This window comes from Cereibacter sp. Soil_C_27, assembly GCF_057657095.1.
Genome location: NZ_JBDGJD010000001.1, coordinates 1,228,797 through 1,255,594, shown reverse-complemented (window position 1 = coordinate 1,255,594; position 26,798 = coordinate 1,228,797). Strand labels below are relative to the sequence as shown.

24 protein-coding genes are annotated in these 26,798 nt (G+C 67.8%); 11 read left to right on the top strand and 13 right to left on the bottom strand.

What is annotated here, in order from left to right:
- The first annotated feature begins 141 nt into the window (after nt 1-141).
- On the top strand, nt 142-1,431 hold the full coding sequence (gene serS, locus AC3A5Z_RS06155) for a serine--tRNA ligase (protein ID WP_487518463.1): 1,290 nt from the start codon (nt 142-144) through the stop codon (nt 1,429-1,431).
- Between the two features lie 36 nt (nt 1,432-1,467).
- Here the strand turns inward: serS and AC3A5Z_RS06150 are convergent, their stop codons facing one another.
- A complete protein-coding gene (locus AC3A5Z_RS06150; RefSeq protein WP_487518462.1) occupies nt 1,468-2,079 on the bottom strand; it encodes a lytic transglycosylase domain-containing protein in 612 nt (203 codons plus the stop codon).
- A gap of 225 nt (nt 2,080-2,304) precedes the next feature.
- On the opposite strand from AC3A5Z_RS06150, the gene ssb reads away from it, so the two are divergent.
- From ssb to AC3A5Z_RS06125, 5 genes are all read left to right on the top strand, one after another.
- Nucleotides 2,305-2,823 (top strand): single-stranded DNA-binding protein, encoded by a 519-nt coding sequence (gene ssb, locus AC3A5Z_RS06145; RefSeq protein WP_487518461.1) that lies wholly within the window; start codon nt 2,305-2,307, stop codon nt 2,821-2,823.
- A gap of 299 nt (nt 2,824-3,122) precedes the next feature.
- The gene (locus tag AC3A5Z_RS06140) at nt 3,123-5,651 is read left to right on the top strand and encodes a coiled-coil domain-containing protein (protein ID WP_487518460.1); all 2,529 of its coding nucleotides are present in this window, start codon (nt 3,123-3,125) and stop codon (nt 5,649-5,651) included.
- A gap of 53 nt (nt 5,652-5,704) precedes the next feature.
- Complete coding sequence (locus AC3A5Z_RS06135) at nt 5,705-6,763, top strand: TAXI family TRAP transporter solute-binding subunit (RefSeq protein ID WP_487518459.1); 1,059 nt, start codon at nt 5,705-5,707, stop codon at nt 6,761-6,763.
- Nucleotides 6,764-6,844: 81 nt separating this feature from the next.
- Nucleotides 6,845-7,732: a DMT family transporter gene (locus AC3A5Z_RS06130; protein ID WP_487518458.1), complete on the top strand. Its 888-nt coding sequence runs from the start codon at nt 6,845-6,847 to the stop codon at nt 7,730-7,732.
- Between the two features lie 6 nt (nt 7,733-7,738).
- Entirely contained in the window at nt 7,739-8,623 is an 885-nt protein-coding gene (locus AC3A5Z_RS06125) for a lysophospholipid acyltransferase family protein (protein ID WP_487518457.1), read from the top strand.
- Here the strand turns inward: AC3A5Z_RS06125 and AC3A5Z_RS06120 are convergent.
- Nucleotides 8,620-9,348, bottom strand: coding sequence for a DUF1223 domain-containing protein (locus AC3A5Z_RS06120; protein WP_487518649.1), 729 nt, complete (start codon nt 9,346-9,348; stop codon nt 8,620-8,622). The genes AC3A5Z_RS06125 and AC3A5Z_RS06120 overlap by 4 nt on opposite strands.
- 244 nt (nt 9,349-9,592) lie before the next feature.
- On the opposite strand from AC3A5Z_RS06120, the gene acnA reads away from it, so the two are divergent.
- A complete protein-coding gene (gene acnA, locus AC3A5Z_RS06115) occupies nt 9,593-12,280 on the top strand; it encodes an aconitate hydratase AcnA (RefSeq protein WP_487518456.1) in 2,688 nt (895 codons plus the stop codon).
- A 146-nt stretch (nt 12,281-12,426) separates the two neighbouring features.
- Here the strand turns inward: acnA and AC3A5Z_RS06110 are convergent, their stop codons facing one another.
- Nucleotides 12,427-13,650 (bottom strand): pyridoxal-phosphate-dependent aminotransferase family protein, encoded by a 1,224-nt coding sequence (locus AC3A5Z_RS06110; protein ID WP_487518455.1) that lies wholly within the window; start codon nt 13,648-13,650, stop codon nt 12,427-12,429.
- Nucleotides 13,651-13,795: 145 nt separating this feature from the next.
- Between AC3A5Z_RS06110 and AC3A5Z_RS06105 the strand changes: the two genes are divergently transcribed.
- Entirely contained in the window at nt 13,796-15,571 is a 1,776-nt protein-coding gene (locus tag AC3A5Z_RS06105) for an ABC transporter ATP-binding protein (protein WP_487518454.1), read from the top strand.
- Nucleotides 15,561-16,316 (top strand): CAF17-like 4Fe-4S cluster assembly/insertion protein YgfZ, encoded by a 756-nt coding sequence (ygfZ, locus tag AC3A5Z_RS06100; protein ID WP_487518453.1) that lies wholly within the window; start codon nt 15,561-15,563, stop codon nt 16,314-16,316. Before AC3A5Z_RS06105 ends, ygfZ begins: the two co-directional genes overlap by 11 nt.
- Before the next feature lie 83 nt (nt 16,317-16,399).
- Here the strand turns inward: ygfZ and efp are convergent, their stop codons facing one another.
- Nucleotides 16,400-16,963, bottom strand: a complete 564-nt coding sequence (gene efp, locus AC3A5Z_RS06095) for an elongation factor P (RefSeq protein WP_487518452.1) — start codon at nt 16,961-16,963, stop codon at nt 16,400-16,402.
- Nucleotides 16,964-17,176: 213 nt separating this feature from the next.
- Here efp and AC3A5Z_RS06090 point away from each other — a divergent pair, with 213 nt between their 5' ends.
- Nucleotides 17,177-17,503 carry a DUF6280 family protein gene (locus tag AC3A5Z_RS06090; RefSeq protein WP_107664455.1) on the top strand — a complete coding sequence of 109 codons (327 nt, stop codon included), beginning with the start codon at nt 17,177-17,179 and terminating at the stop codon, nt 17,501-17,503.
- Nucleotides 17,504-17,582: 79 nt separating this feature from the next.
- Here the strand turns inward: AC3A5Z_RS06090 and AC3A5Z_RS06085 are convergent, their stop codons facing one another.
- The 3 genes from AC3A5Z_RS06085 to AC3A5Z_RS06075 all read right to left on the bottom strand — a co-directional run bounded on the left by AC3A5Z_RS06085 (nt 17,583) and on the right by AC3A5Z_RS06075 (nt 20,398).
- Entirely contained in the window at nt 17,583-18,149 is a 567-nt protein-coding gene (locus tag AC3A5Z_RS06085; RefSeq protein WP_487518451.1) for a hypothetical protein, read from the bottom strand.
- Between the two features lie 135 nt (nt 18,150-18,284).
- Nucleotides 18,285-19,697 carry a TolC family outer membrane protein gene (locus AC3A5Z_RS06080; protein WP_487518450.1) on the bottom strand — a complete coding sequence of 471 codons (1,413 nt, stop codon included), beginning with the start codon at nt 19,695-19,697 and terminating at the stop codon, nt 18,285-18,287.
- A gap of 47 nt (nt 19,698-19,744) precedes the next feature.
- Nucleotides 19,745-20,398, bottom strand: a complete 654-nt coding sequence (locus tag AC3A5Z_RS06075) for a protein-L-isoaspartate O-methyltransferase family protein (RefSeq protein WP_487518449.1) — start codon at nt 20,396-20,398, stop codon at nt 19,745-19,747.
- A gap of 282 nt (nt 20,399-20,680) precedes the next feature.
- Here AC3A5Z_RS06075 and AC3A5Z_RS06070 point away from each other — a divergent pair, with 282 nt between their 5' ends.
- On the top strand, nt 20,681-22,075 hold the full coding sequence (locus tag AC3A5Z_RS06070) for an NAD(P)/FAD-dependent oxidoreductase (RefSeq protein ID WP_487518448.1): 1,395 nt from the start codon (nt 20,681-20,683) through the stop codon (nt 22,073-22,075).
- Nucleotides 22,076-22,133: 58 nt separating this feature from the next.
- Here the strand turns inward: AC3A5Z_RS06070 and dxs are convergent, their stop codons facing one another.
- The 6 genes from dxs to pufB form a co-directional block, all read right to left on the bottom strand.
- On the bottom strand, nt 22,134-24,068 hold the full coding sequence (gene dxs, locus AC3A5Z_RS06065; protein ID WP_487518447.1) for a 1-deoxy-D-xylulose-5-phosphate synthase: 1,935 nt from the start codon (nt 24,066-24,068) through the stop codon (nt 22,134-22,136).
- A gap of 164 nt (nt 24,069-24,232) precedes the next feature.
- Nucleotides 24,233-24,472, bottom strand: a complete 240-nt coding sequence (pufX, locus tag AC3A5Z_RS06060; RefSeq protein ID WP_487518446.1) for an RC-LH1 core complex protein PufX — start codon at nt 24,470-24,472, stop codon at nt 24,233-24,235.
- Nucleotides 24,473-24,487: 15 nt separating this feature from the next.
- The gene (gene pufM / locus AC3A5Z_RS06055) at nt 24,488-25,417 is read right to left on the bottom strand and encodes a photosynthetic reaction center subunit M (protein WP_487518445.1); all 930 of its coding nucleotides are present in this window, start codon (nt 25,415-25,417) and stop codon (nt 24,488-24,490) included.
- Nucleotides 25,410-26,258 carry a photosynthetic reaction center subunit L gene (gene pufL / locus AC3A5Z_RS06050; protein ID WP_487518444.1) on the bottom strand — a complete coding sequence of 283 codons (849 nt, stop codon included), beginning with the start codon at nt 26,256-26,258 and terminating at the stop codon, nt 25,410-25,412. Before pufL ends, pufM begins: the two co-directional genes overlap by 8 nt.
- A 123-nt stretch (nt 26,259-26,381) precedes the next feature.
- The gene (pufA, locus tag AC3A5Z_RS06045; protein ID WP_107664446.1) at nt 26,382-26,558 is read right to left on the bottom strand and encodes a light-harvesting antenna LH1, alpha subunit; all 177 of its coding nucleotides are present in this window, start codon (nt 26,556-26,558) and stop codon (nt 26,382-26,384) included.
- A gap of 13 nt (nt 26,559-26,571) precedes the next feature.
- Nucleotides 26,572-26,721, bottom strand: a complete 150-nt coding sequence (pufB, locus tag AC3A5Z_RS06040) for a light-harvesting antenna LH1, beta subunit (protein WP_107664445.1) — start codon at nt 26,719-26,721, stop codon at nt 26,572-26,574.
- Between the last annotated feature and the right edge of the window lie 77 nt (nt 26,722-26,798).

The window sequence follows — 26,798 nt, the reverse complement described above, 5'->3', positions numbered from 1 at the left end:
AAGTTGCCAATTCGTTAACAGATTGCGGGTATTCCTGCGATTACAGCGGCTTAACCGTCGTTTCACGCGTGAAAATTCCCGGTTCACCTGAGCCCCGCAATCGGGCATACCTTGCCCCGGACAAGAACCCCGAGGTCTGACATGCACGACATCCGCGCGATCCGCGAAAACCCCGCAGCTTTCGACGCCGCCCTTGCCCGCCGGAACCTGCCGGGTCAGTCGCGCGAGATCCTCGCCCTCGACGAGGCCCGCCGCGGCAAGATCCTCGCTGCCGAGACCGCCGCCGCCGAACAGAACCGGGCCAGCAAGGAAGTCGGCGCCGCGAAAGCCGCCGGCAACGATGCCGAATTCGAACGGCTGCGCGCCCTCGTCGCCGACAAGAAGGCCGAGATCGCCCGCCTCACCGAAGAGGCGAACGCCGAGGACGCGAAACTGCGCGACCTCCTGCTGACGATCCCCAACCTGCCCCACCCCGACGTCCCCGTGGGCCGCGACGAGTCGGAAAACGTCGAGCTCCGCCGCTGGGGCACGCCGCGCGGCTTCAACTTCGCCCCGCGCGAACATTTCGACATCCCCGCCGTGAAACCCGGCATGGATTTCGCCACCGCCGCCAAACTCTCCGGCTCGCGCTTCGTCGTGCTGAAAGGCGCCGTCGTCCGCCTCCACCGCGCGCTGGCCCAGTTCATGCTCGACACCCACGTGGCCGAGCACGGCCTGACCGAGATGTGGACCCCGGTCCTCGTCAAGGAAGAGGCGATGTATGGCACGAACCAGCTGCCTAAATTCGCCGAGGACAGCTACCAGACCACCAACGGCTGGTGGCTGATCCCCACCTCCGAGGTCACGCTGACCAACACCGTCGCGGGCGACATCCTCGAGGCGGCGAGCCTGCCGATCCGCATGACCGCCCTCAGCCAGTGCTTCCGCTCCGAAGCGGGCTCCGCCGGCAAGGACACCTCCGGCATGCTGCGCCAGCACCAGTTCGAGAAGGTGGAGATGGTGTCGATCACCACCCCCGACACCAGCCTCGCCGAACACGACCGCATGACCCGCTGCGCCGAGGCGATCCTGGAAAAGCTCGGCCTGCCCTATCGCACGATCGTGCTCTGCACCGGAGACATGGGCTTCGGCGCGCAGAAGACCCATGATCTGGAAGTCTGGCTGCCCGGTCAGAACACCTACCGCGAGATCTCCTCGGTCTCGGTCTGCGGCGATTTCCAGGCCCGCCGGATGAACGCCCGCTTCCGCCCCGTTGGCGAGAAGCCCGAGTTCGTCCACACGCTGAACGGCTCCGGCCTCGCCGTGGGGCGCTGCCTGATCGCGGTGCTGGAGAACGGACAGCAGGAGGATGGTTCGGTCGAGCTGCCCGAGGTGCTGCACCCCTATCTTGGCGGCAAGACCCGGATCAGCGCCGCCGGCGTGCTGGAATGACGAAGGGGGCCGCGGCCCCCTTTTTCGTCGCCGCCCTCAGCGGCCCCAGATCACCTGAACGTAGTTCTTGGTCTCGGCATAGGGCGGAATGCCCGCGTGCTTCTCGACCGCGCCGGGGCCGGCGTTGTAGGCGGCGAGCGCCAGCTGCCATGTGCCGAACTTGGAATACATCATCTTCAGATAGCGCGCCCCGCCCTCGAGGTTCTCGTGCGGGTTCAGGATGTCGACCCGCAGCAGCTGCGCCGTGCCCGGCATGAGCTGCGCCAGCCCCGTCGCCCCCTTGGGTGAGACCGCGCCGGGGTTCCAGCCGGATTCCTGCTGCACCAGCCGCAGGAAGAGGTTCTCGGGAATGCCGTGCTTGCGGGCGGCGGCCTTGGCCACTTCGAGGTATTCGCCCTTGTAGCGCCCGGAATAGCTGCGCACCGGCGCGTCCGGCACCACGGGAACCTTGGGCTTCAGCCGCGCCGAGCTCTCGTATTGTCGCGACAGACGGCTGTCGAGCAGGCGGACCTGCGACTTGAACAGGCTGCCGCGGTTCTTGGTGGATTCGGAGAGCGTGAGCCCCTGGGCCGTGACCGGCCCCGCCGTATAAACTGTTGCACCCATGGAGAGAGCCGTAACGAAAACCGCACCAATCAGCCGCCGCATAATGTGTCGCCTTCATTATCCCTTGGCGTGACTATACGTTTTTTCTCGAACGGCGCCAGAGTTTTGCGCGCAACCTTCGGGCGACCGGCGGCTCCCGCCCCCGGAAAGGCCCGGCGCATCTGCGGGGTGGTGCGGGCCGGAAGGGCACGATATAGGCATTTGTTAACCAGTCCGGGCGAAGCTGCCCGGCAAAATCAGGACGAAAATCGGGATTCGGAGGACGACATGGCAGGCTCGGTCAACAAGGTCATCATCATCGGCAACCTCGGTCGCGACCCTGAGGTGCGCAGCTTTCAGAATGGCGGCAAGGTGGTGAACCTGCGGATCGCCACCTCGGAGACCTGGCGCGACAAGGCCAGCGGCGAGCGCAAGGAGCGGACCGAATGGCACTCGGTCGCGATCTTCAACGAGAACATCGCCAAGATCGCCGAGCAGTATCTGCGCAAGGGCTCGACCGTCTATGTCGAGGGCCAGCTCGAGACGCGCAAGTGGCAGGATCAGTCGGGCGCCGACCGCTACACCACCGAGATCGTCATCCGGCCGTTCCGCGGCGAGCTGACCCTGCTTGGCGGGCGCGGCGACGCTTCGGGCGGCGGCGGCGCGGGCAGCGGCTCGGGCGGCTATGAGGATCGTGGCGGCTACGACAATTACGAGGGCGGCGCCAGTTCCGGCGGCGCGTCGCGCGGCGGCTCTTCGGGCGGCGGCGCACGGCGCAACGACATCGACGACGAGATCCCGTTCTGAGAGCCGCCCCCGCGAAAGCCCGGCTTTCGCCCGATACCCATCCGATGCCCCGCCGGTCCGTCCGCGCGGGGCATCATCCTTTTTGAGGTAGGGGGTAGGCCCGGCTACCCCTATCGGCGCCTCGACACGTCTTGGCCAATTCCGCTCGCCGCATCCGAGGGTTGCACGCCCTCCTTCACGTGCATCCAGGCCGGATTCGCGCAGGAGCGGTCAATCGACGGACCATACAATCTGTGCGATCATTTCTGTCATTAATTCTTGAATTAGCCGGATGATCAGCAATGTCTTTACGCAGCCGCATGGTTTTCGTCGCCCTGTGCACCGCAGGGCTTCCCGAAGCCGCCCTGCCACAGGACGGCGCCCCCGCGCTCACGTCCCCTGCCGCGGAAAGCTCCTACCACAGCATCATCGCGCTTCTGGAGGACGAGATCGAGGAGCTGGAATCCAGCATCTCGTCGCTGACCAGCGAACGGCGGCGCGAGCTCACGCGGCTGGAGAAGACGCGGACCAGTCAGGAACAGGTGGAAAGCCGCCTCGCCCTCCTCGCCCGGCGCGAGGTGCGGGCGGCGCGCGAACTGGCCGAGCTGGAGGCGGAGCAGAGCCGGATCATGGCCGCGATCCGGGCGACGCGGCAGGCGCGGCCCGACCTCGACGCGATGACGACGGCGCAGGCCGATCTGGAGCGGGTGAGAACCGAAACGGCGCGGGTGGCTGCCGAGGCCGAGACGCGGCGGGAGGCGGATGAGGCGGCGCTGGCCGAGCGGGCGGCCCGGGCCGAGACGCTGGACAGGGCGATCCGGGAGCGGCAGGCGATGCTGGCCACGGTCGCGGCCTCGCTGGCGGCGCTGCAGCGCGAGGCGCAGCAGGCCGAGACTGCGGTTCTGGCCGCCGCCAACGACCGCTCGGCGCAGAACGCGGCCGAGGACCGGCTGGGCGCGACGCTGGCGCAGATCGACAGGGGCACCGGCGAGCTCGCGACGCAGGCCGAGCGGCGTGCGGCACTGGGGGCGGAGCTCGACTCGCTGAGCGAGACGATCGCGCAGGGCAAATCCGAGCTGACAGGCCTGCGCGCCGAACGCGAGACGGCCGCGACCGAGCTTGCCGAACTGGCGGAGCGGCAGGCGGCGGTGCAGGTGGAGCTGGAGGGCCTCGGCGCGGCGCTGGATGAAAGCCGGGCGGAGCTTGCCGCGCAGGGCGAACAGCGGGTGGCGCTGGAGGCCGAAGTTGGCGCGCTGACGCAGGCGCTGGCCGAGAGCACGCAGGCTCGGGACGCGGCTCTGACGGCGCGCAATGCGGCGGAAGCGGAGGCGGTGGCGCTGCGGGAAGCGACGGAGAAGACGCGTTCGGAAGCAGAAGCTTATGCGACGAAACTGGCGGCGGACATCAAGAGCGCGGAGGCCTCGCTGGCGGCGCTGACCGAAGAGCGGGCACGGGTTGCCGGAGAGGTCGAGGCCGAGGGCGCGACACGACGGGAGGCGCTCGGCGCGGAGGTCGCTGGGCTGGAGGCGGAACGGGAGCGACTGGCGCGGGAGGTGGAGAGCGCCGGGGGCGAGGTTGCGGCGCGGAAAGCCGCGTTGGAGGCTGAGGTTGCAGAGCTTGGGGCCGAGCGGCAGCGGCTGGCGCAGGAGCTGGAGGCCGCTGGAGCCGAGGCTGCCGGGCGTGAGACGCTGGACGCCGAGGTCGCGGCGCTCCGGGAGGAGAAGGCGCGGCTGGCTGCGGAGGTGGAGGCTGCTGGGGCCGAGGCTACCGAGCGGGAGGCGCTCCAGACTGAAGTTGCGGCGCTGCGAGATGAGAAGGTGCGCTTGGCCGCGGAGGTCGAGGCCGCTGGTGACGAAGGCGCGAAGCGAGCGGCGCTTCAAGCCGAGGTCGCGGGGCTGGAGGGAGAGCGCGAGCGGCTGGCTCGGGAGGTCGAGGCCGCCGAAGCCGCAGAAGCGGCGCGGAAGGAGGCGCTCCAGACCGACATGGCGGCGCTTGAGACGGAACGGCAGCGGTTGGCTCGGGAGGTGGAGACTGCCGGAGCGGAGGTTGGGACCGCGCGGGAGCAGCTTGAGGCTGAAGTTGCGGCGCTTCGGGAGGAGAAGGCGCGGCTGGCGGCCGAGGTGGAGGCTGCCGGCGCTGAGGCTGCGCAACGGGAGGCGCTGGAGGCTGAAGTCGCGGCGCTTGGGGAGGAGAAGGCGCGGCTGGCTCGGGACGTGGAGGCTGCCGGGGCCGAAGGCAGCGCGGCGCGGGAGGCGCTTCAGGCGGAGGTCGCGGAGTTGGAGGCGGCGCGAGAGCGGCTGGCTCGGGACGTGGAGGCTGCTAACGCCGAGGCTGCGGGGGAGCGGGAGGCTCTGGCGGACGAGGTAGCCACGTTGCGGGATGAGAAGGCGCGGCTCGATGCGGATCTGGCGACGTTGAGCGAGCGGCAGGCGGCGTTGCGGGAGGAGAATTTGGCGCAGGAGCGGGGTGTTGCGGCTGCGCGGGAGGCAGAGGGGATGGTGGAAGGTGCGGGGACGCAGGTCTCTGACAGCCTCCCCGAACCTGCCGCGGCGCGGGCTTCCGCAGGCCGGGTGGAACCTGCCGTGGCGCAGGCCGCCGTGACACCCCCTGCCGTGACGCTGCCCGCGACGGAGCCGGAGGTGGCTGCCGCCGTGCCACGCGCGCTTGCGGTGGTCGAGGCGGCACTCAACCGCGCGCCCGGCTTGCCGGGGACGGGCAGTGCCGAGCGGGCGCGGTTGCGCGAACTTCTGGCCGGCGGCACCTGCCCGACCGAGGCGCTGCGCCAGAGCCTGCAGACGATCAACCGCCAGACGCTCGTCTCGCTCGTGCGCGATCTGGGGAGTTGCTGACGACCTACTTGCCGACCGATTTCTGGACCTGTTTTCATCGAAAGGTATCGACCGTGACCGTTTTCCGCCTTCTGCTGCTTCTTGCCAGCCTCGTGCTGCCAGCCCTGCCCGCCGCCGCCCAGTCCTTCGAGGCGAACATCCTCACCGGCGGGCCGAAGGGCACCTATATCCAGATCGGGCGCAACATCGCCGCCTCGGCGGAGCGTTGCGGCGTGTCGCTCACCGTGCGGGAAAGCGCGGGGTCGCTGGAAAACTTCCTCGGCGTGCGGGCGCGGCGCTTCACCCAGTTTGGCATCGTCCAGTCCGATGTCCTTGAATATCTTAAGACTTTCGCCGCCGACGATCCCGAGGTGGCGCGGGCCGTGCAGGGGGTGCGTATCGCCTTCCCGCTCTACAACGAAGAGGTGCATCTGCTGGCGCGGCGCGACATCGGCTCGCTTCAGGATCTGGCGGGCAAGCGCGTCTCGATCGGGGTCGAGGACAGCGGCACCTTCCTCACCGCCTCGCTGGTGCTAGATCTCGCGCAGGTGGCGCCGGCGGAGCGGGCGATGCTCAATCAGGACGACTCGCTGGCAGCCCTGCTGAAGGGCGATCTCGACGCCTTCTTCTATGTGGCCGGCGCCCCTGCCGCGCTGTTTCAGGCACCGGAGATCGACGGGGCGCAATACCATCTGGTGCCGATCGCGGACCCGACGCTGCAGGCGGTCTACCAGCCGACGGTGATCCCGGCGGGGGCTTACCCGTTCCAGACCGAGCCGGTCGATGTCATCGCGGTGAAGGCGGTGCTGATGACCTATGAATACGACCGCCGCCGCAACGCCTATCACCGCGAGAGCTGCCGGGTGGTGTCGAACATCGCCCATATCATCCGCAACGGCTTCGCCGAGCTCCAGGCCACGGGCCATCCGAAGTGGAAGCAGGTCGATCTGACCGACCTTCCGCCCGGCTGGGATATCGGCGATTGCGTCAACACCGGGCTCGCTCCCGATTTCTCGCTGGCCTGCACCCCGGCCGAGGGCATGGCCGAGGCGGCGGCCCCTGACCCGGCTACGGCGGAAAGTGCCGCCAATCAGGCCTATCGCCGCCGGATCTGCGCCACCGTCGGCTGCTGAGCGCGGCGGGAGCGCTTGCTCCCGCCCCGTCTTGCCACTAGCCTCGGCGCCCGGACGCCCTTCGCGACCGAAGGACGACCGATGACTGCCGCACCTGCCCGCCTGACCGTCACCAGCCGCGCCATCCTGTGGATGCTGCTGGCGATTCTTCTGTTCACCGCGATGGACGCGCTGGCCAAATCGCTGCTGCGGCTGGGCTATCCGACGCTGCAGGCGGTCTGGGCGCGCTATACCGGGCAGACGCTGATGGTGGCCCTGTTCCTGTTCCACCGGCTCGGGCCGCTGCTGCGCACCCGCCATCCGGGGCTGCAGGCGCTGCGATCGCTGTTCCAACTGGGCGCGACGGCACTGTTCTTTGCCAGCCTCGGCTTCATCGGGCTCGCCGAGGCGACGGCGATCATGGACACCAACCCGGTCCTCATCACGCTGGGGGCCGCGCTGTTTCTGGGCGAGAAGCTCGGGCCTCGGCGGCTGATCGGCATCGGTGCGGCACTGGCGGGGGCGCTGATCATCATCCGGCCTGGCTCGGGTGTCGTCTCGCTGGCCGCCCTGCTGCCGCTGGCCGCCGCGGTTTGTTATGCAGGCTATGCCATCGCCACCCGCAAGGTGGGCGCGACCGAGAATGCCTGGACCTCGCTGATCTATTCCGCGCTTCTGGGCACGGTGGTCACCACGGCGGCGCTGCCCTTCGTCTGGATGCCGATCGCGCCGGAGCATATCGCGGGCTTCGTCGGACTGGCGCTGCTGGGCACCGGCGGGCAGTTCTGCCTGATCCGCGCCTTCACCATGACCGAGGCATCGGTGGTGGCGCCCTTCGGCTATGTCGGGCTGATCTTCGCGACCTTCTGGGGCATCCTGCTCTTCGGCGAATATCCCGACCGCTGGACGGTGGTCGGTGCGCTTGTGATCGTGGCCGCGGGTCTCTATGTCTGGCATCGCGAGACAAGGGCGGCGCGCACCGCCGTTTGAGGACCAATGGCAGGAAAGAAGACCGGACCGGGAGCATGGCTGGAAGATCGCGCCCTGCGGCTCCTCTTCGCCGGATTGCTGGCCCTGCCCTACAGGTGGCGCGTGCCGCTCTGCGGCTGGGTGATGTCACGGGTGATCGCGCCGCTGGCGGGCTATCACAAGCGCGTGCGCGACAATCTCGCGCTGATCCTGCCCGACCTGCCCGCCGCCGAGGTGCGCCGCCTGATGCGCAAGGTGCCCGACAACGTGGGGCGCACGGTGATCGAGATCTACTCGGGGCAGGAGTTCATCGACCGCGCCGTGACCCATCCGCTGAACGGCCCGGGACTGGCGCCGCTGGACAAGGCCCATGCCGAGGGGCGGCCCGTCGTGCTGGTGACCGGGCATTTCGGCAATTACGAGGCGAGCCGCGCCGCGCTGATCGCGCGCGGCTATCCGATCGGCGGGCTCTACCGCCCGATGAACAACGCCTTCTTCAACGAGCATTACGTCCGCGCGATGGAAACCATCGGCAAGCCGCTGTTCCCACGCGGCAAGCGGGGTTTGGGCGAGATGGTGCGGCACCTGCGCAAGGGCGGGATGCTGGGGATGCTGATCGACCTGCACATGCGCGAGGGCGTGGCGCTGCAGTTCTTCGGGCATGAGGCGATGACGGCGCTGTCGGCGGCGGATCTGGCGCTGAAATACGACGCGCTCCTTGTGCCGGTCTACGCGATCCGCGCCGAGAACGGGCTGGATTTCGAGATCCAGATCGACGCGCCGATCCCGCATGGCACGGCGGGAGAGATGACGCAGGCGCTGAACGACTCGCTGGAAGCGGTGGTGCGCAAGCATCTGGACCAGTGGTTCTGGATCCACCGCCGCTGGCGCGCGCCGCGCAAGAAGACCTAGCGCAGGACGGCGGCGGCGAGGATCGAGGCCGGGCCCTCGTGCTGCAGGATCACCACCACCGGCTCGTCGCCCTTGGCCTCGGCCTGCATTTCGAGCGGGGCCTTGCCGCCCCATTCGCCGACGATCCGCCAGGAGGTGACGATGTTGCGGTAGGTCACGGTCTTGCCCGCATTCTCGCCGGTCTCGATATCCACCGTCTCCTTGGGGCGGTAGCGCACCAGCTGCACCCGCACCGCGCTGGTCAGCGGCGGATCGGCCTCGGCATGGATCTGCAGCAGGTCGCCCGACCGCTCCAGCCGCAGCGAGACGGGCTGCCCGGCGCCGAGATGGGTCTGCACCAGCATGGCCAGCTGCTCGGGCTGATGCCCCTCGACCCGCTCCTTGCCGCCGACGATCATCTGCGGGGTGTAGATGGTGCGACTGCCTGCCGCGCGGGCATAGGCCTTCTGCCGGTCGGTGAACTGCGGCTTGGCGAAGCGGTCCTTCCAGCCGATGTAATCCCAGTAGTCGACATGCAGCGCCAGCGGGATGATGCGCGGATCGGCGGCCAGCATGCCCAGATATTCGTCTGCCGGCGGACAGGAGGCGCAGCCCTGCGAGGTGAACAGCTCCACCACGACAACGGGTTCGGAACGGCTGGAAACCGCAGAAGATTGCGCGTGAACCGCGCCTGCAACCGCAACCCAGAGGCCGCATGCGGCGCCGACAATCATTCGCATCTCAATTCCCCGACCCCCCGCATCCTTTCCCGTTTGTAGACGCAGCCCCCCGCCCCCGCCAATCAAGGTTTTGCGAGTGCAGGGCAATGCGGGCAGCAGGCGTGCCGCAAAGGACACGAAATTCGCTCTGGATTTTCGGCATACAATTGCATACATAGGACCTGCTCGCTTGCGTCATCCGCCCCCGTCGGGCATGAACGCTGCGGAACCCGTAGCCAAATTCACCTCGCCACGTTGCCAGGAGGCCCGTATGACCGTCACCGTCGGACACGACAGCCAGAAGACCCGCCAGACCCTGACCGCGGGCGGCGCCACCGTCGCCTATTACTCGATTCCCGCCGCGGAAGCTGCCGGGCTCGGTCAGTTCTCGCGCCTGCCGGCCGCGCTGAAGGTCGTTCTCGAGAACATGCTGCGCTTCGAGGACGGCAAGACCGTCACCGTCGACGACATCCGCGCCTTCTCGGACTGGGGCGTGAACGGCGGCAAGAACCCGCGCGAGATCGCCTACCGCCCGGCCCGCGTGCTGATGCAGGACTTCACCGGCGTTCCCGCCGTGGTCGACCTCGCAGCGATGCGCGACGGCATCCTCGGGCTCGGCGGCAACGCCCAGCAGATCAACCCGCTCGCCCCGGTCGATCTGGTCATCGACCACTCGGTGATGATCGACGAATTCGGCAACCCGCGCGCCTTCCAGCTGAACGTGGACCGCGAATACGAGCGGAACATGGAGCGCTACACCTTCCTCAAGTGGGGCCAGAAGGCGTTCAACAACTTCCGCGTCGTGCCGCCGGGCACTGGCATCTGTCACCAGGTGAACCTCGAATACCTGTCCGAGACCGTCTGGCTCGACGCCGATCAGGACGGCCAGCAGGTCGCCTACCCCGATACGCTGGTCGGCACCGATTCGCACACCACCATGGTGAACGGCCTGGCCGTTCTGGGCTGGGGCGTGGGCGGGATCGAGGCGGAGGCCGCGATGCTGGGCCAGCCGGTGTCGATGCTGATCCCCGAGGTCGTGGGCTTCAAGCTGACCGGCGCCATGGTCGAGGGCACCACCGCCACCGACCTCGTGCTGAAGGTCGTGCAGATGCTGCGCAAGAAGGGCGTCGTCGGCAAGTTCGTCGAGTTCTACGGCGAGGGTCTGGACCGTCTGCCGCTGGCCGACCGCGCGACCATCGCCAACATGGCGCCGGAATATGGCGCGACCTGCGGCTTCTTCCCGATCGACAACGAGACGCTGCGCTACCTGCGCAACACCGGGCGTGACGAAGCCCGCGTGGCGCTGGTCGAGGCCTATGCCAAGGCGAACGGCATGTGGCGCGATGCGACCTACGACCCGATCTACACCGACACGCTGCATCTCGACATGGGCGAGATCGTGCCGGCCATCTCGGGCCCGAAGCGCCCGCAGGACTTCCTGCCGCTGACCGACGCGAAGGCCTCCTTCGCCCGCGAGATGGAAGCCTCGTTCAAGCGTCCGCTGGGCAAGGATGTCGCCGTCGAGGGCGAGGACTACAGCATGCATTCGGGCAAGGTGGTGATCGCCTCGATCACCTCCTGCACCAACACCTCGAACCCCTATGTGATGATCGGTGCCGGTCTGGTGGCGCGCAAGGCGCGTGCGCTGGGTCTGACCCGCAAGCCCTGGGTGAAGACCTCGCTCGCCCCCGGGTCGCAGGTCGTGTCGGAATATCTGGAGGCGGCGAACCTTCAGGAAGATCTCGACGCCATCGGCTTCAACCTCGTGGGCTACGGCTGCACCACCTGCATCGGCAACTCCGGTCCGCTGCAGCCGGAGATCTCGGCGGCGATCAACGAGGGCGACCTCGTGGCGGCGGCGGTGCTGTCGGGCAACCGCAACTTCGAGGGGCGGATCAGCCCGGACGTGCGGGCGAACTACCTCGCCTCCCCGCCGCTCGTGGTGGCCTATGCGCTGGCCGGTGACATGAACATCGACCTGACCACCGAGCCGCTCGGGATGGGCACCGATGGGCCGGTCTACCTGAAGGACGTCTGGCCGACCAATGCCGAGATCGCGGAACTGGTCGAAGCCACCGTGACCCGCGCCGCCTTCCAGAAGAAATACGCCGATGTCTTCAAGGGCGACGAGAAGTGGCAGGCGGTGCAGACGCCGGACTCCGAGACCTACGACTGGCCGGCAAGCTCCACCTACATCCAGAACCCGCCCTACTTCCGCAACATGTCGCGGGAGCCGGGGGTGATCTCCAACATCACCGGCGCGCGGGTGCTGGCGCTTCTGGGCGACATGATCACCACCGACCACATCTCGCCCGCGGGCTCCTTCAAGGAGAACACCCCGGCCGGCCGTTACCTGAACGAGCATCAGGTGCCGGTGCGCGAGTTTAACTCCTACGGGGCGCGGCGCGGCAACCACCAGGTGATGATGCGCGGCACCTTCGCCAACATCCGCATCAAGAACGAGATGCTGGCCGGTGTCGAGGGTGGCTACACGCTCGGGCCGGACGGGCAGCAGACCTCGATCTTCGACGCCTCGATGGCCTATCAGGAGGCGGGCACGCCCCTGGTGATCTTCGGCGGCATCGAATACGGCGCGGGCTCCAGCCGCGACTGGGCGGCCAAGGGCACGGCGCTCCTGGGCGTCAAGGCGGTGATCGCCGAGAGCTTCGAGCGCATCCACCGCTCCAACCTCGTCGGCATGGGGGTCATCCCCTTCGAGTTCACCAACGGCGACACCCGCAAGTCGCTCGGGCTGAAGGGCGATGAGGTCGTGTCGATCTCGGGTCTCGACGGCGATCTGGTGCCGCTGTCGATGGTGCCCTGCACCATCACCTATGGCGACGGCACGGTGAAGACCATCGAGCTGAAGTGCCGGATCGATACCGAGATCGAGATCGAATATGTCGAGCATGGCGGCGTGCTGCACTACGTGCTGCGCGATCTGGCCAAGGTGGGCTGAGGCCCGAGCCCGACGAGAAAAGCGAACGCCCCGCCGGATCGGCGGGGCGTTTGTCGTTTTGATGAAAGTCTTCAGAAGACTTTCGCGCGCAAGGCGTCAGTCGGAAGTGTCTCGGTCCGCCGGAGACGCCTCCGGCGGGAGTCCTGTCACCAGGAAGATGTCAGGGGTGCCGCGGCCTTGCCGATATGGGCTGCGGCCGCGGCGAGGGCGCCCTGCCCGTGCGGAATGTCGAGCGCGACCATGCCGGCCTCCATCACCGCGAGCGCGCCCAAGGTCATGTGGGCGTTCACATGCCCCATATGCGCGACGCGCAGGAAACCGTGAAAGGCGGGCTCGCTCGGCAGCGCCATGCCGAGGCCGATGCCCAGCGTCACCCCGCCGCGATGCTCGGTCCATTCGCGCAGCCGGCTGGCATGCGGCGCGCCGAGCCGGGCGGCGGTGACCGAGCGGCCGCGGAAGGCGGGGTCGGCGACGTTGAGGCCGATCTCGGGGTTGCCTGCGCCCCAGGCCTCGAAGGCAGCCCAGACGGCGCCCGCCAGCGCGTCGTGGCGGGCCCAGACCTGCTCCAGCCCCTCCTCGGCAATCATGTCCAGCGCCTCGCGCAGGCCGAAGAGGTGGTGGGTCGGCGCGGTGCCGGCGAAGTTCTGGTAGAACTCGGTGGCTCCCGCGCGCGGCGTCCAGTCCCAGTAGGGCGTGCGCAGGTCGGAGCCGCGGCAGCGCTCCTTTGCGCGGTCGGAGAACCAGACGAAGCCGAGACCGGGCGGCGTCATCAGCCCCTTCTGGCTGGCGGCCACCGTGAGATCGGCGCCCCAGTCGTCCATCCGGTATTCGTCGCAGCCGAGCGAGGCGATGCAATCCACCGCCAAGAGCGCCGGATGGCCGAGCGTGTCGAGCAGCCGGCGGATTGCCGCGACATCGGTGCGGATCGAGGTCGATGTGTCGACATGGGTCAGGAGCACGGCCTTCAGCTCATGCGCAGCGTCGGCCCGCAGCGCCGCCTCGACGCGGGCGAGATCGACGGGGGCGGATTTGCCGAAATCCAGCACCTCGGCAGCGACGCCCATCGCGCGGGCGGACTCGGCCCAGCCGATGCCGAAGCGGCCGCAGGCCAGCACCAGCGCCCGGTCGCCCCGGCTGAAGAGATTGGCATTCGCCGCCTCCCAGGCGCCATGACCGTTGCCGATGTAGATCGCCACGTTCTGGGTGGTGCCCGCCACCGCTTTCAGATCAGGCCAAAGGCTGTCGACCAGACGGTGCAGGTCGCCCGCATAGATGTTCGGCGCGGCGCGGTGCATGGCGGCCAGCACCCGGTCGGGCATGACGGAGGGACCGGGAATGGCGAGATAGGGACGACCGTTGGCAAGGCTCATGAGGTTCTCCGAAGGCTGCGCTCCTTGGCTACGCGGCGGCTTGACGAAGGTCAATGCGAGGGGGCTGCCTTGCAAGCCGCGCGGCTTTCGCGCTAGACCTGCGGGGACCGGCGCCGCCTGCGCCCTCCCCCGTGAAGGCCGTCCCTTGCCCCGCACACCCCAGGATCCGCGCTATGCTTCCGGCCGTCTGTTCGGTCGGCTCTGGCGGGGCTACCTTCGCCGCCATGTCGGGCTGATGGCGGTGGCTTTCGGGCTTACCGTGCTCGAGGGCAGCACGCTGGGGGCGCTCAGCTATCTGATCCAGCCGCTGTTCGACCGGGTCTTCGCCCCCGGCGGCGAGGGGCTGCTGATCTGGGTCGGCTGCGGCATCCTCGGGCTCTTCGCCATCCGCGCCGTGACCTCGGTCGCCTCGAAGGCGATTTTGACGACGGTGGCGCAGAAGAGCTCGACCGCGATGCAGGTGGATCTGCTGCGGCATATCCTGACGCTGGATCAAGGTTTCTTCCAGACCAACTCGCCGGGCGCGCTGATGGAGCGGGTGCAGGGCGACACGCTGGCGGTGCAGGGTGTCTGGTCGAGCGTGATCATGGGGCTGGGGCGCGATGCGGTGGCGCTGTTCTCGCTCTTTGCCGTGGCGCTGGCGATCGATCCGGTCTGGACGCTGGCCGCCCTGATCGGGGCGCCGCTGCTGATCCTGCCTGCTGTCGGGGTGCAGCGCTACATCCGGCGCAAGACCAAGCAGATGCGGCTGCAGTCGGGGCTGCGCTCCACCCGGCTGGACGAGATCTTCCACGGCATCCAGGCGATCAAGCTGAACCGGATGGAGGGCTATCAGACCGAGCGTTTCAGCCGGATCGTCGATACGATCGTGCGGGCGCAGACGCGGATGGCGGTCGGGCGGGCCAGTATTCCGGCGCTCATCGACATCATCACCGGGATCGGTTTCTTCACCGTGCTGATGCTCGGTGGGCGCGAGATTGCGGCGGGCGATCGCACCACGGGCGAGTTCATGTCCTTCTTCACCGCGATGGCGCTGACCTTCCAGCCGCTGCGGCGTCTGGGGGATCTGTCGGGCGTCTGGCAGATCGCGGCGGCCTCGCTGGAGCGGATCTACCGGCTGTTCGACACCGAGCCCAGCGTGGCGCGGGCGCCAGCCTCGGCCCGCCCGGCGCCGGGCGCGCCGGAGATCGTGCTCGAGAATGTCAGCTTCGCCTATGGCGACCAGCCGGTGCTGCGCGGGCTCAGCTTCACCGCGCGGGCGGGGCGGATGACGGCCTTGGTCGGCGCCTCGGGCGCGGGCAAGAGCACGGTGTTCCATCTGCTGACCGGGCTGGCCGAACCTGCCGAGGGGCGCATCCTGCTCAACGGCGTGGACAGCGCGACGCTGGGGCTTGCCGATCTGCGGGCGCAATTCGCCGTGGTCTCGCAGGATTCCGCGCTCTTCGACGAGACGGTGCGCGAGAACGTGACGCTCGGGCGGGCGGTGAGCGACGAGCGGCTGCGGGCGGCGCTCGATGCGGCGCATGTCAGCGACTTCCTGCAGGCGCTGCCGCTCGGCGTCGATACGGCGGCGGGCCCGCGCGGCTCGGGCCTGTCGGGCGGGCAGCGGCAGCGGGTGGCGATCGCCCGGGCGCTGCTGCATGACGCGCCGGTGCTCTTGCTGGACGAGGCGACCTCGGCGCTCGACGCGCAGTCGGAGACGCTGGTGGCCGAGGCGCTGAGCCGCCTCGGTGAGGGCCGCACCACGCTGGTCATCGCGCACAGGCTCTCGACAGTGCGCGAGGCCGACCGGATCGTGGTGATGGACAAGGGACAGGTCGTGGATCAGGGCAGCCATGAGGAGCTGCTTGCGCGTGGCGGGCTCTATGCCGATCTCTACCGTCTGCAATTCAATGCCGAAGGAATACGGGATGCTGGGTGAAGTGGCGCGCGACCGGGTCGTCCATGTGCTGACGGGCAAGGATGCCCTGCCCTTCCTGCAGGGCATGGTGAGCAATGATGTGCTGCGGCTGGAGAAAGGCCCCGGCATCGTCTGGGCGGCCCTGCTGACGCCGCAGGGCAAGTATCTGGCCGATTTCTTCGTGGTCAACACCGGCGAGCGGCTGCTGCTGGACATTAAGGCCGACTTTGCCGAGGTGACGGTGCGGCGGCTGACCATGTACAAGCTGCGCGCCGATGTGCAGATCGCGCCGACCGATCTGGCGGTGTCGCGCGGGCTGGGGCTGGCACCGCCGGGCGCCCTGCCCGATCCGCGGCACGAGACCTTGGGCTGGCGCGGCTATGGCGCGGCGGGCGGCGAGCCTGCCATCGACTGGGACGCGATCCGTGTCGCCGAGTGCATCCCCGAGACCGGGATCGAGCTGATCCCCGACGACAGCTATCTGCTCGAGACCGGCTTCGAGCGCCTGCACGGGGTGGATTTCCGCAAGGGCTGCTATGTCGGGCAGGAAGTGACCGCGCGGATGAAGCACAAGACCGAGCTCCGCAAGGGGCTGGCGCGCGTCAGCGTGGAGGGTGCGGCGCCGGTCGGGACCGAAATCGTCGCGGAGGGCAAGCCGGTGGGTGTGCTCTATACCCAGTCGGGCGGCCATGGTCTCGCCTATCTGCGCTTCGACCGGGCCACGGGCGAGATGCGGGCCGGGGACGCGGTACTGCGGCTGGCATGAGGAAGGCCGCCCCGAGGGGCGGCCCAAGATCCTTGACACAAGGATCTTGCAAAAATCTTGCTCAAGATTTTTGCGCGCCCGGATCAGGCGCGTTCGGAATATTCCAAGAGCTCGGTATGGACGATGATGTCCTCGTCCGGCCCGATGAACGGCGGGATCATGATGCGCACGCCGTTGTCGAGGATCGCCGGCTTGAAGCTGTTGGCCGCGGTCTGGCCCTTCTGCACCGGCTCGGTCTCCACCACCTTGCAGCGCACCTTCTGCGGCAGGGTGACGTTCAGCGGCTCGTCACCGTAGTAGTTCACCGTGGCGGTCATGCCATCCTGCAGGAAGGGCCGACGGTCGCCCAGCAGCTCGGCGTCGATCTCGGTCTGCTCGTAGGTTTCGGCATCCATGAACACCAGCTTGCCGTCGGTCTCGTAGAGGAACTGCTGGTCCTTGTTCTCCAGAGTGACCCGCTCCACCTTGTCTTCCGACCGGAACCGCTCGTTCAACTTGCGACCATCGCGCAGGTTCTTCAGCTCAACCTGTGCGAAAGCCCCGCCTTTACCGGGCTTTACATGGTTGACCTTGACAGCGGCCCAGAGACCGTTGTCGTGCTCGAGGATGAACCCCGGCTTGATTTCGTTTCCGTTGATCTTCGGCATTGCGGCGAAACCTTGACAAAAGGTTGAAGGATAACTTGCCGCCCCTATATATGCCGCTTAGCCCGCTGGCAATCCAACTAGATACGGTGATGGAAAGCGCGAGACATGTGCTACACGCATGGCAGCAATTCCAAACCGGAAAGACCGAATCGCGGTTAAACCGTCATATTCCCGGGACGCCGGAAAAGACAAGAGCAAGAACAGGACGACCTCATGGCCGATTTCATAGACAGCACCGCCTTCAACTTCGAACAGGGGCAGCGTGCCCGCAAGCTGTTCGCAGCGGTGGTGCTGGCCGCGCTGGATGACGCGATTGCCGATGACAAGAAGTATGGCAACGGTCCAGAACAGATTGCACGCTGGGCCCGCTCCCGCGATGGACGCGAAGTGCTGTCCTGCGCCGGGATCGACCCGAACGAACGGGTCGTGAAGGGCCTGATGGAATTCGTGACGAAGGGCATCCGCACCTCGGTCGCGCTGTCGCGCGAAGAGAGCGAACGCCGTCACGCGCTGGAACTGGATCAGGCCGAAGCCGCCTGATCTGCACTGGACGATCCAAATGAAAAACGCGCTCCTGCGGGAGCGCGTTTTCGTTTGTCAGGGGATGTGCTGAGGTCGCTCAGCCGATGTCGCGGCTGGTCCGGGCGCGGTTGATCTCGGCGCGCACCAGTTTGCGGACGTTGCGGGTGATGCGCTCGCCGAGCGGGCCCTGCAGCTCTTCGCGGATGATCTCGCGCACCATGTCGCGCAGCATCTGCTCGTCGAAGGCGGCGGGCTGGTCCAGCGGCGCGACCTCAACAGGCTCGTCCTCCGTCTTCAGCTCCGTCTTCAGCTCCGTCTCCGGCTCCGGCTGCAGCAGGTCCAGCGTGGCGGTGACTTCCCAGTCCTCCTGCCAGTCGTCGCCTGCGAAGGTATGCGGCGCCTCAGGCACCTCTTCGGCCTGCATCGGCTCCTCTGCCCCGATCGAGGCGTCGGAATGCAGTTGCATGAGGGTGATGCGGGCGGGCGGGGCCGCATGCTCTGCCGGGGCCTCCACGCGCAGCGCGGGGGTCAGCAGGAGCTTGTCGGCCTCGGGTTTGCGGGTGGACACGAAGTTGGGTGTCACGGGCCGGAGGTCATCGGAGACGAGCCGGCGGATTGAGGACAGCACATCCTCGATCTCGATATTGGTCATGCGGTCTGACATGGCGCCCCGCGCGGATGAGTACACCAGCAGTGTATGCCTGCTCATCCTCGGACACAAGACTTAGGCGCGGGTCCGTTAACTTTTCGGCGGGGTCGCCCCCGCCGAAAGACGTATCTGCCGACGAAGCGGGCAGAGTCAGTTCTGGCCGATCGACTGCAGCACGCGATCGAGCCGCTTGCCCTGGGAACTCGTGGCCGGGGCATGCTTGACCGAGTTGTAATAGGCCGAAGCGTCATAGGTCGGGATGCCCAGCTTGAGGTGGTCGACGGTCAGCAGACCCATCGAGGCCAGAAGCTGGTAGATGCCGATGTAGCGCTGTGCCACCGCCGAGAGCCGGTCGGCCTGCGCGTCGAGCAGGTCCTGCTCCGCATTCAGCACGTCGAGCGTGGTGCGGGCGCCGAGCGTCGCCTCTTCGCGGACACCTTCGAAGGCGGTGCGGGCAGCGCTGACTTCCTGATCGCCGGCCGAGATGCTGGCCGTGGCGACCTGCACGTTGGACCAGGCGTTGCCGACGCTCTGCGTGATGGTCACGCCGGTCTGCAGCAGGTTGGCGCGCTGCGCGTCACGGCTGGCCAAAGCGCTGCGATAGAGCGCCGAGGTTTCGCCGCCCGCATAGAGCGTCTGACGGAAGGAGAGGCCGACGGAGGAGTTCTCCTGCCCTTCGTTGTCGATGCCGACGCTGGCGTCGCCGGTCAGCGTCGGTCCGAACTGGGCCTTGCCGCGCGCCACGTTGATCTCGGCCACGGTGACCTGACGCTGGGCCTGACGCACCTGCGGATGGCTGCGCATCGCGACCTGACGTGCCTCTTCCACGCTGGGGGCGGTGCGCGGCGGGGTCGGCAGGGCAGCGAGGTTCACCGGATAGGCGCCGGTCGCCGCCCGGAAATACTCGCGCGCGACGACGAGATCGCCTTCGGCGGCAACGAGGTTCGAGCGGGCTGCGGCCAGAGCGGCCTCGGCCTGCGCCACGTCGGTCCGGGTGACCTCCCCCACTTCGAAGCGGTCCTGCGCTGCCTGCAGTTCCTGCGAGATCAGCCGGTTGTTGTTCTGCCGCAGATCGACGATCGACTGCGCCAGCTGCACCTGCACATAGGCGGTGACAGCATCGAGCAGCACGTTCTGCTCCACCGCGATCAGCGCCTCGCGGGTGGCGAGCACGGTTTCCTTCGCAGCCTCGATCGCCAGAGCGTTGCGGCCGAAGTCGTAGAGGGTCATGCTGGCGACGAGGCTGAGCGAGGAGTTCAGGCTCTCGTTGTTGCTGCGGTTCGGCGGCACAACCACGCCGTTGACGAGGCCGCCGGCATTGTGGGTGCGCGAGAAGTTGTAGTTGGCATCCGCCGCGAACTGGACCACCGGGCGCAGGGCCGCGACGGCGACAGCCACATCCTCGTCGGTGGCACGCAGCAGGGCGCGGTTCTGTTCCAGAAGGTTGCTGTTGCGGTAGGCGGCAATGAGCGTGTCGGCAAGCGTCTCGGCGCGCAACGCGCCCGCCGAGGTCAGCGCCGCCACCGACAGGGCCGCCACAGCCAGAAATCTCATCTTACGCATTCACGTCTCCAGTTCGGTCCGGTCGATTTGCAAAGCCGTGGTGGCAGTCACAGCGCGAAGGTTCGTTTCAGCGCGAAGCCGGGCAGAACCGGCGCGCTGGCATTGAAGACGGAGCGCCAGGTCATGGCGCCGTCGAGGCGGTAGCCGATGCGGGCCACGCCGAGGGCGCCCTCCATGAAGAGACAGCCGATGCGGCCGCCGTCCTTCAGTTGCGCGAGCAGCGCCTCGGGTACGGTCTCGACCCCGCCCTGCAGGGTGATGACGTCATAGGGGCCGTGCTTGGCCGCGCCTTCGGCGAGCGGGCCGACGATCACGGCGGCGTTGTCGACGCCTTCTTGCGAAAGGGTGCGCTGCGCCTCGGTCGCCAGCGCCTCGTCCTCTTCCACCGCGACGACGGCTTCGGCCAGACGGGCGATCACCGCCGTCGAATAGCCGAGCCCGCAGCCCAGATCGAGCACGGCCTCGCCGGGCTGGATGTTCAGCGCGTCGAGGAACTTGGCGAAGGTGCGCGGCTCCAGCATGACGCGGCCGGGGCCGATGGTGACGTTGTCGCTGACATAGGCAACATCGCGGCGGTCACGCGGCACATAGACTTCGCGCGGCACGGACAGCATGGCATCGATGATCGGGAATTTCGTCACGTCCGACGGACGGATCTGTGTGTCGACCATCATCACACGCCGCGTGGAAAAATCCGTCATGGGCTAAACTCTTGGGTCTAGTGAACATTGGTTCTCTTGTTGCCACAGAACAAAGGGCGCGGCAACAGAGGGCAGTCAGTCAATTCCGTGAGCGTGGCACATAATACACGTCAGCGGAAGGGCGCCCGTGCAGATTTTGCGCAGCGTCTCGGCAACCCTAGGGCGAGCCAGAGGAAACCTGCGCCCGCCGGCTGGGGATAAGCCCGCCCCGCTCCCGGGACGGCTTGCCAAGCGGCCCACCGCGCGTCCATCGTTCGCCTTGCCTGACAGGGAGCCCCAAGGATGCCGCAGACCCCCGCCCGCAACGGCGACATTTCCTTTTGGTATGCCGATATCGGCGGCCTGCCCGCCCCCCGCCCGCCACTGGAGGGCGACCGGACGGCGGATGTCTGCATCGTCGGTGCGGGCTACACCGGGCTCTGGACGGCCTGGTATCTGAAACAGGCCGATCCCTCGCTCGACGTGCTGGTGCTGGAGCGGGAGTTCGCGGGCTTCGGCGCCTCGGGGCGCAACGGCGGCTGGCTCACGGGGGGCTTTGCCTGGAACCACGAGAGCTACCTGTCGCATGGTTCGCCCAAGGGGGTGCGCGCCCTGGTGACCGCGCTCGGCGGCACGGTGGAGGAGGTGATCCGCGTGGCCGAGGCCGAGGGGATCGACGCCGACATCCGCCGCACCGACGAGCTGATGGTGGCGACCAACCCGGCACAGCTGGAACGTGTCGCCGCCGAGGTGGCGCATCGGCAGAGCTGGGGCGAGGGACCGGAGCGCATCCGCATGATCGGCGCCGAGGAGTCGCTGGCCCGGGTGAAAATTCCCGGCACGATGGGCGCGCTGCTGGTCGGCGGCGTGGCGCGGGTGCAGCCCGCCAAGCTGGTGCAGGGCCTCGCCCGCGCGGTGGAGCGCGCCGGGGTGCGGATCGCCGAGGGCACGGCGGTGACGCGGATCGACAAGGGCGTGGTGACGACCGAGCGGGGCCGCGTCCGCGCCTCGGTGATCCTGCGCGCGACCGAGGGCTTCACCGCCGGGCTGCCCGGGTCGGAGCGCGACTGGCTGCCGCTGAACTCGGCGCAGATCGTCACCGAGCCGCTGCCGGCGGAGGTCTGGGAGAAGATCGGCTGGCAGGGGCATGAGATCCTTGGCGATTTCGCCAATGCCTATTGCTATTGCCAGCGCACCCGCGAGGGGCGGATCGCCGTGGGCGCGCGCGGGGTGCCCTACCGGATGGGCTCGAAGACCGACAGGCGGGGACAGGCCGATGCCGAGACGGTCGCACGGCTGACCGCCATCCTGCAGCGGCATTTCCCGGCGGCCCGCGAGGCGCGGATCGACCACGCCTGGTGCGGGGTGATCGGCGTGCCGCGCGATTGGTGCGCGACGGTGGGGCTCGACCCTGCGACGGGGATCGGCTGGGCGGGCGGCTATGTCGGCGTCGGGGTCTCCACCAGCAACCTCGCCGGGCGCACGCTGGCAGATCTGGCGCTGGGGCGGCAGACCGACCTCACCGCCCTGCCCTGGGTCAACCGAAAGGTGCGGGTGTGGGAGCCGGAACCGCTGCGCTGGATGGGGGTGCGGGGAATGTATGCGCTCTTGAACGCCGCTGACCGGCGCGAGGCCGCGCGGCGGGGCCCGACCTCGCGGCTTGCCACCTTCGGCAACTGGCTGACCGGGCGCCACTAGCGCAAAATCCTTGGAAAGGATTTTGGGAAGAGTTTTGCGGAAAACTCTTCCCTGCGCTTCAGACCAGCCGGGGCTTGCGGGGCTGGCGCAGCGGGGTCACGCGGCCCGGTGCGAGCGCGTCGCGCAGGGTGGTCGCGATATCCTCGGCCCGGAGCCCGGCGTCGGCATACATCGCCTCGGGGCTGGCCTGCTCGATGAAACGGTCGGGCAGCGTCATTGCCCTGAGGATGAGGCCGCCATCGAGCCCGCCCGAATTGGCGAGATAGTGCAGCACATGGCCGCCGAAGCCGCCCATCGCCCCCTGCTCCAGCGTGACGAGTGCCGCGTGATGCCGGGCCAGCTGGTCGATCAGCAGGGTGTCGAGCGGCTTGGCAAAACGGGCATCGGCCACGGTGACACTGATGCCCTCCGCCTCCAGCAGCTCCGCCGCCCGCAGCGCCTCGTGCAGATGCGCGCCGAAGGAGAGGATCGCCGCATCCGTGCCCTCGCGCACCACCCTGCCCTTGCCGATCTGCAGCACCTCGCCCTGCGCCGGCAGCTCCAGCCCGACGCCCTCGCCGCGCGGGAAGCGGAAGGCGATCGGGCCCTCGTCATGCGCGACGGCGGTGGCGATCATGTGGACCAGTTCCGCCTCGTCGCCCGCCGCCATCACCGTCATGTTGGGCAGAGTGGTGAGAAAGCCCACGTCAAAGGCCCCGGCATGGGTCGCGCCATCGGCGCCGACCAGCCCGGCGCGGTCGATGGCGAAGCGGACCGGCAGGTTCTGCAGGGCGACGTCATGGGCGATCTGGTCGTAACCGCGCTGCAGGAAGGAGGAGTAGATCGCGCAGAAGGGCTTCATGCCCGAGGCTGCAAGGCCGGCGGCAAAGGTGACGCCATGCTGCTCGGCGATGCCCACGTCGAAGACCCGGCCTGGGAAGCGGCGCTGCATGATGTCGAGCCCGGTGCCTGAGGGCATGGCGGCGGTGATACCGACGATGCGCGGATCGCGCGAAGCGGCTTCGGTCAGGGTGTTGCCGAAGACGGAGGTGTAGCTCGGCGCGTTGGATTTCGACTTGGCCTGCTCGCCCGTCACCGGGTTGAACTTGCTGACGCCGTGATACTTGTCCTCGGCGAGTTCAGCCGGGGCGAAGCCCTTGCCCTTGACCGTGATCGCGTGGATCAGCACCGGCCCGGTGGTGCGGGCGCGGGCGGCGCGCAGCGTGGCCAGAAGCGAGGGCATGTCGTGGCCATCTACGGGGCCGATATAGGTGAAGCCCAACTGCTCGAACAGCGTGGAACCGCCGGGCATGCCGGTGACCAGCTGCCGCGCGCGGCGGGCACCGTCGCGCAGGGGCCCGGGCAGCACGGATTCCAGTCCGTCCGCTGCCGCCTTCAGCGCGGCGAAGGGCGCGCCGAGGCCGAGCAGGTAGCGCGACATCGCGCCCACCGGCGGGGCGATGCTCATGTCATTGTCGTTCAGGATCACGAAGAGCCGTTTGCCCAAGTGTCCGGCATGGTTCATCGCCTCATAGGCCATGCCCGCAGTGATCGAGCCGTCGCCGATCACGGCGATGGTGTCGCCCACCGGCTGGCCCAGCTCGCGCCCCATGGCAAAGCCGAGCGCCGCCGAGATAGAGGTGGAGCTGTGCGCCGCGCCGAAGGGGTCGTAGTCGCTCTCCGAGCGCTTGGTGAAGCCCGAGAGCCCGCCGCCTTGGCGCAGGCTGCGCATCCGGTCGCGGCGGCCCGTCAGGATCTTGTGCGGGTAGCACTGGTGGCCCACGTCCCAGATCAGCTTGTCGGTGGGGGTGTTGAATACGGCATGGAGTGCCACCGTCAGCTCGACCACGCCGAGCGAGGAGCCGAGATGACCGCCGGTCTCGGAGACAACCGAGATCACCTCGGCCCGCACCTCCTCGGCCAGCCGCGCCAGATCGGCGTCGGACAGCACCTTCATGTCAGCCGGTCCGCAGACGCGGTCGAGAAGCGGGGTTTCGGGGCGGGGGTGGGCCATCTGTGCCTCCTGAATGCAAAAGGATGCCGTGCGGTGAACCACACGGCATCAGGTTCCTGTCGCCACCAGGAAGGGAACCGGGCTGTGGTTGCGCCGCGGACCCGGGCCGGCGTCTGGCCCGAATGGCTGGGGCAGGCAGCGCTCCCGCCTGCCCCGGTGTTGCGTCAGACCAGCCGCGACAGCGCCGTGGCGCTCTCGTAGAGGAAGCTCGTCACCGCGGGGTCGATCGGGTTGGGGTTCTCCGGCAGCATCCGGCCGATGACGCGGATGATCCCGATGAAGATCACGGTCCCGAAGAACAGCGCGGCGGCGACGCCGGCCCCCTTCATCATCTGGAACGCGATCCAGTTGCGGAGCGCCGTCTTGGGATGGATGGAGAGGTGATCGTTGAATTTGTCAGACATGTAGATCGCTCCTCATCAGCGGGTCAAGGGCGCGTAGCCGTGGACCTGCGCCCAGACATACCAGTTGTCGACCACGGTGCCGGTCAGCAGGATGCCGATGCCGCCGGTTAGCGTGACCAGCACGGCGAACCACCAGGCCCAGCGGTGGATGCCCTCGAACGTGGCGTTGAAGCCCATGGTCCAGCGCCAGAACAGCGCGGCCCGCTCGGCGGCGGTGCCGCGGTCGACGATCTGCTCCAGCTCGCGCTCGCCGCCGAAGCGGGAGACCGCGAGGATGGTCGCGCCATGCATGGCGAACAGCAGGGCCGAGCCGTAGAGGAAGGCGATCGAGAGAGCGTGGAACGGGTTGTAGAACAGGTTGCCATAAGTCAGCGAGAACATGTTCGTCCAGTCGAGGTGCGAGAAGATCCCGTAGGGAACCGCCTGCGCCCATTCGCCCATCAGCACCGGGCGGATGAGGCCCAGCACCATCCACAGCCAGATGGCCGAGAGGAAGGCCCAGGAGGTGTGGGTGCCCATGCCGAGCGCCTTGGCGCGCAGATAGGTGCGGGCCCACCAGGCCCAGACCGAGATCAGCATGAAGAACGAGGCGATCAGCCAGAGCCCGCCTTCCTTCAGCGGGGCCGAGAGCGTCAGCCCGTATTCCGGCGCCGGCGGCTCGAGCGAGAAGTAGAACAGGTCGCGCATGAACACGGCCGGGTTCCATCCCGCCTGATACCAGAACCAGAAGCCGATGGTGAAGAACCACAGACCGCCGGCGATCAGCGACAGCACGCCGAGGCTCCCGAGGTAGATCGGGCCGAGTTGCGCGTTGCCGAAGTAGCCGAGCAGCGTGAAGAAGGGACCGGGGTTGGAGCGGTTCGAAAGGTTCACGTCCTCGGTCATCCCCAGGTCGGCAGGTCCCCGGACCTGAACCTGGGTGAAGATGTTCTGATACTCAGCCATTGACGCCTCCTGCGATATTGGCCCACCAGGGAAGGTCAACCCACCACGTCCACCAGGTCGCCCATTCGTCGAACCAGATGGTGCCCGAGATGATCATGCAGACGGCGCTGAAGAAGGTGGCGTTGAGCGCCAGGAGCAGGCCGAGGCGGTGAATGCCGAGGGTGCCGATCGAGTAGCCGACCAGGTCGCGGAAGAACGTGTCCTCATGATCGGGCCCGCGCATCTCCTTGCCCTTTTCGGGGTTGGCGGCCGAGAGCACCAGGGCGCCGTGCAGCGCCAGGGCCAGCGCGTTCGTGAAGAAGAACGTGATGGCGATCATGTGGGCGGGGTTGTAATGGAAGTTGCCGTATGTGTAGCCGGTGTTCGACACCCAATCGAGGTGGGTCCAGATCCCGTAGGGGAAGCCGTAGCCCCAGGCGCCCATGAGCACGGGCCGGATGACGACGAGCGTGATGTAGGCGAAGATCGCGAAGCCGAAGGCGACGGGGACGTGATACCCGATGCCCAACTTCCGGCAGATTTCCACCTCACGCAGCGCCCAGCTGACGAAGGCACCGATGGCGCAGATCGTGATGACCTGCCAGAGCCCGCCCTCGGCCAGCGGTGCCGCTGCCAGACCGGCCGAGACCGGCGGCGGGTTGATCGATATGAGCTGGGGGTTCCAGGTGCCCTGCATCGCAGCGCCCCAGAGGATCAGTAACGTTCCAAGGGCCGCGAAGAAAAACGTCGTGACCCCGAAGAAGCCGACGTAGAAAGGGCCGACCCAGAAGTCGAACAGGTTTCCGCCGACCAGCGTGCCCCCCGGCACGCGATATTTTCGCTCGAAGCTGAGCAGTGCCATGCTTCCCTCTCCGCTTGCAGTCGGCCCGGCCGGCACGGGATGCGCGCGGCGGAGCCGTCTCATGTGCTTGATGGTGGATCGTCGCGGGCGGTGCGCACCGCCCGCAACAGAGGGTGTTCCCGCTTATTCGACGGGAGCGACGCGCTGGTATTTCGCAGCCGCGATGTCCAGCCAGTTGTAGCTGGGCGTGCTGAGCAGGACGAGGTGGATCATCGCCGCCAGCAGGAACAGGAACACGCCCTGAGCCACGAACACGCGACGGGGGTCGAAGATCATCCAGATTTTGTAAAACTTGCTCATGATCTTGTTCTCCTCAGAACCACGGACGCCAGATGTACACCGCCAGGTGGGCGACGACGGCCACCGCTGTGAACAGCCAGAGCCCACTCATGTAGACGGAGTGCAATTCCTGCGCCTGCTCGTCCGTAAGACCTGTGTATCCCAGGTCAGATTTATCAGCCATGCTATCCTCCGGATCGTAAGACTGACGCCACGTGCCCCGTGGCGTGGTCACGGAAAGGGCACCATGCCCTCCCGATG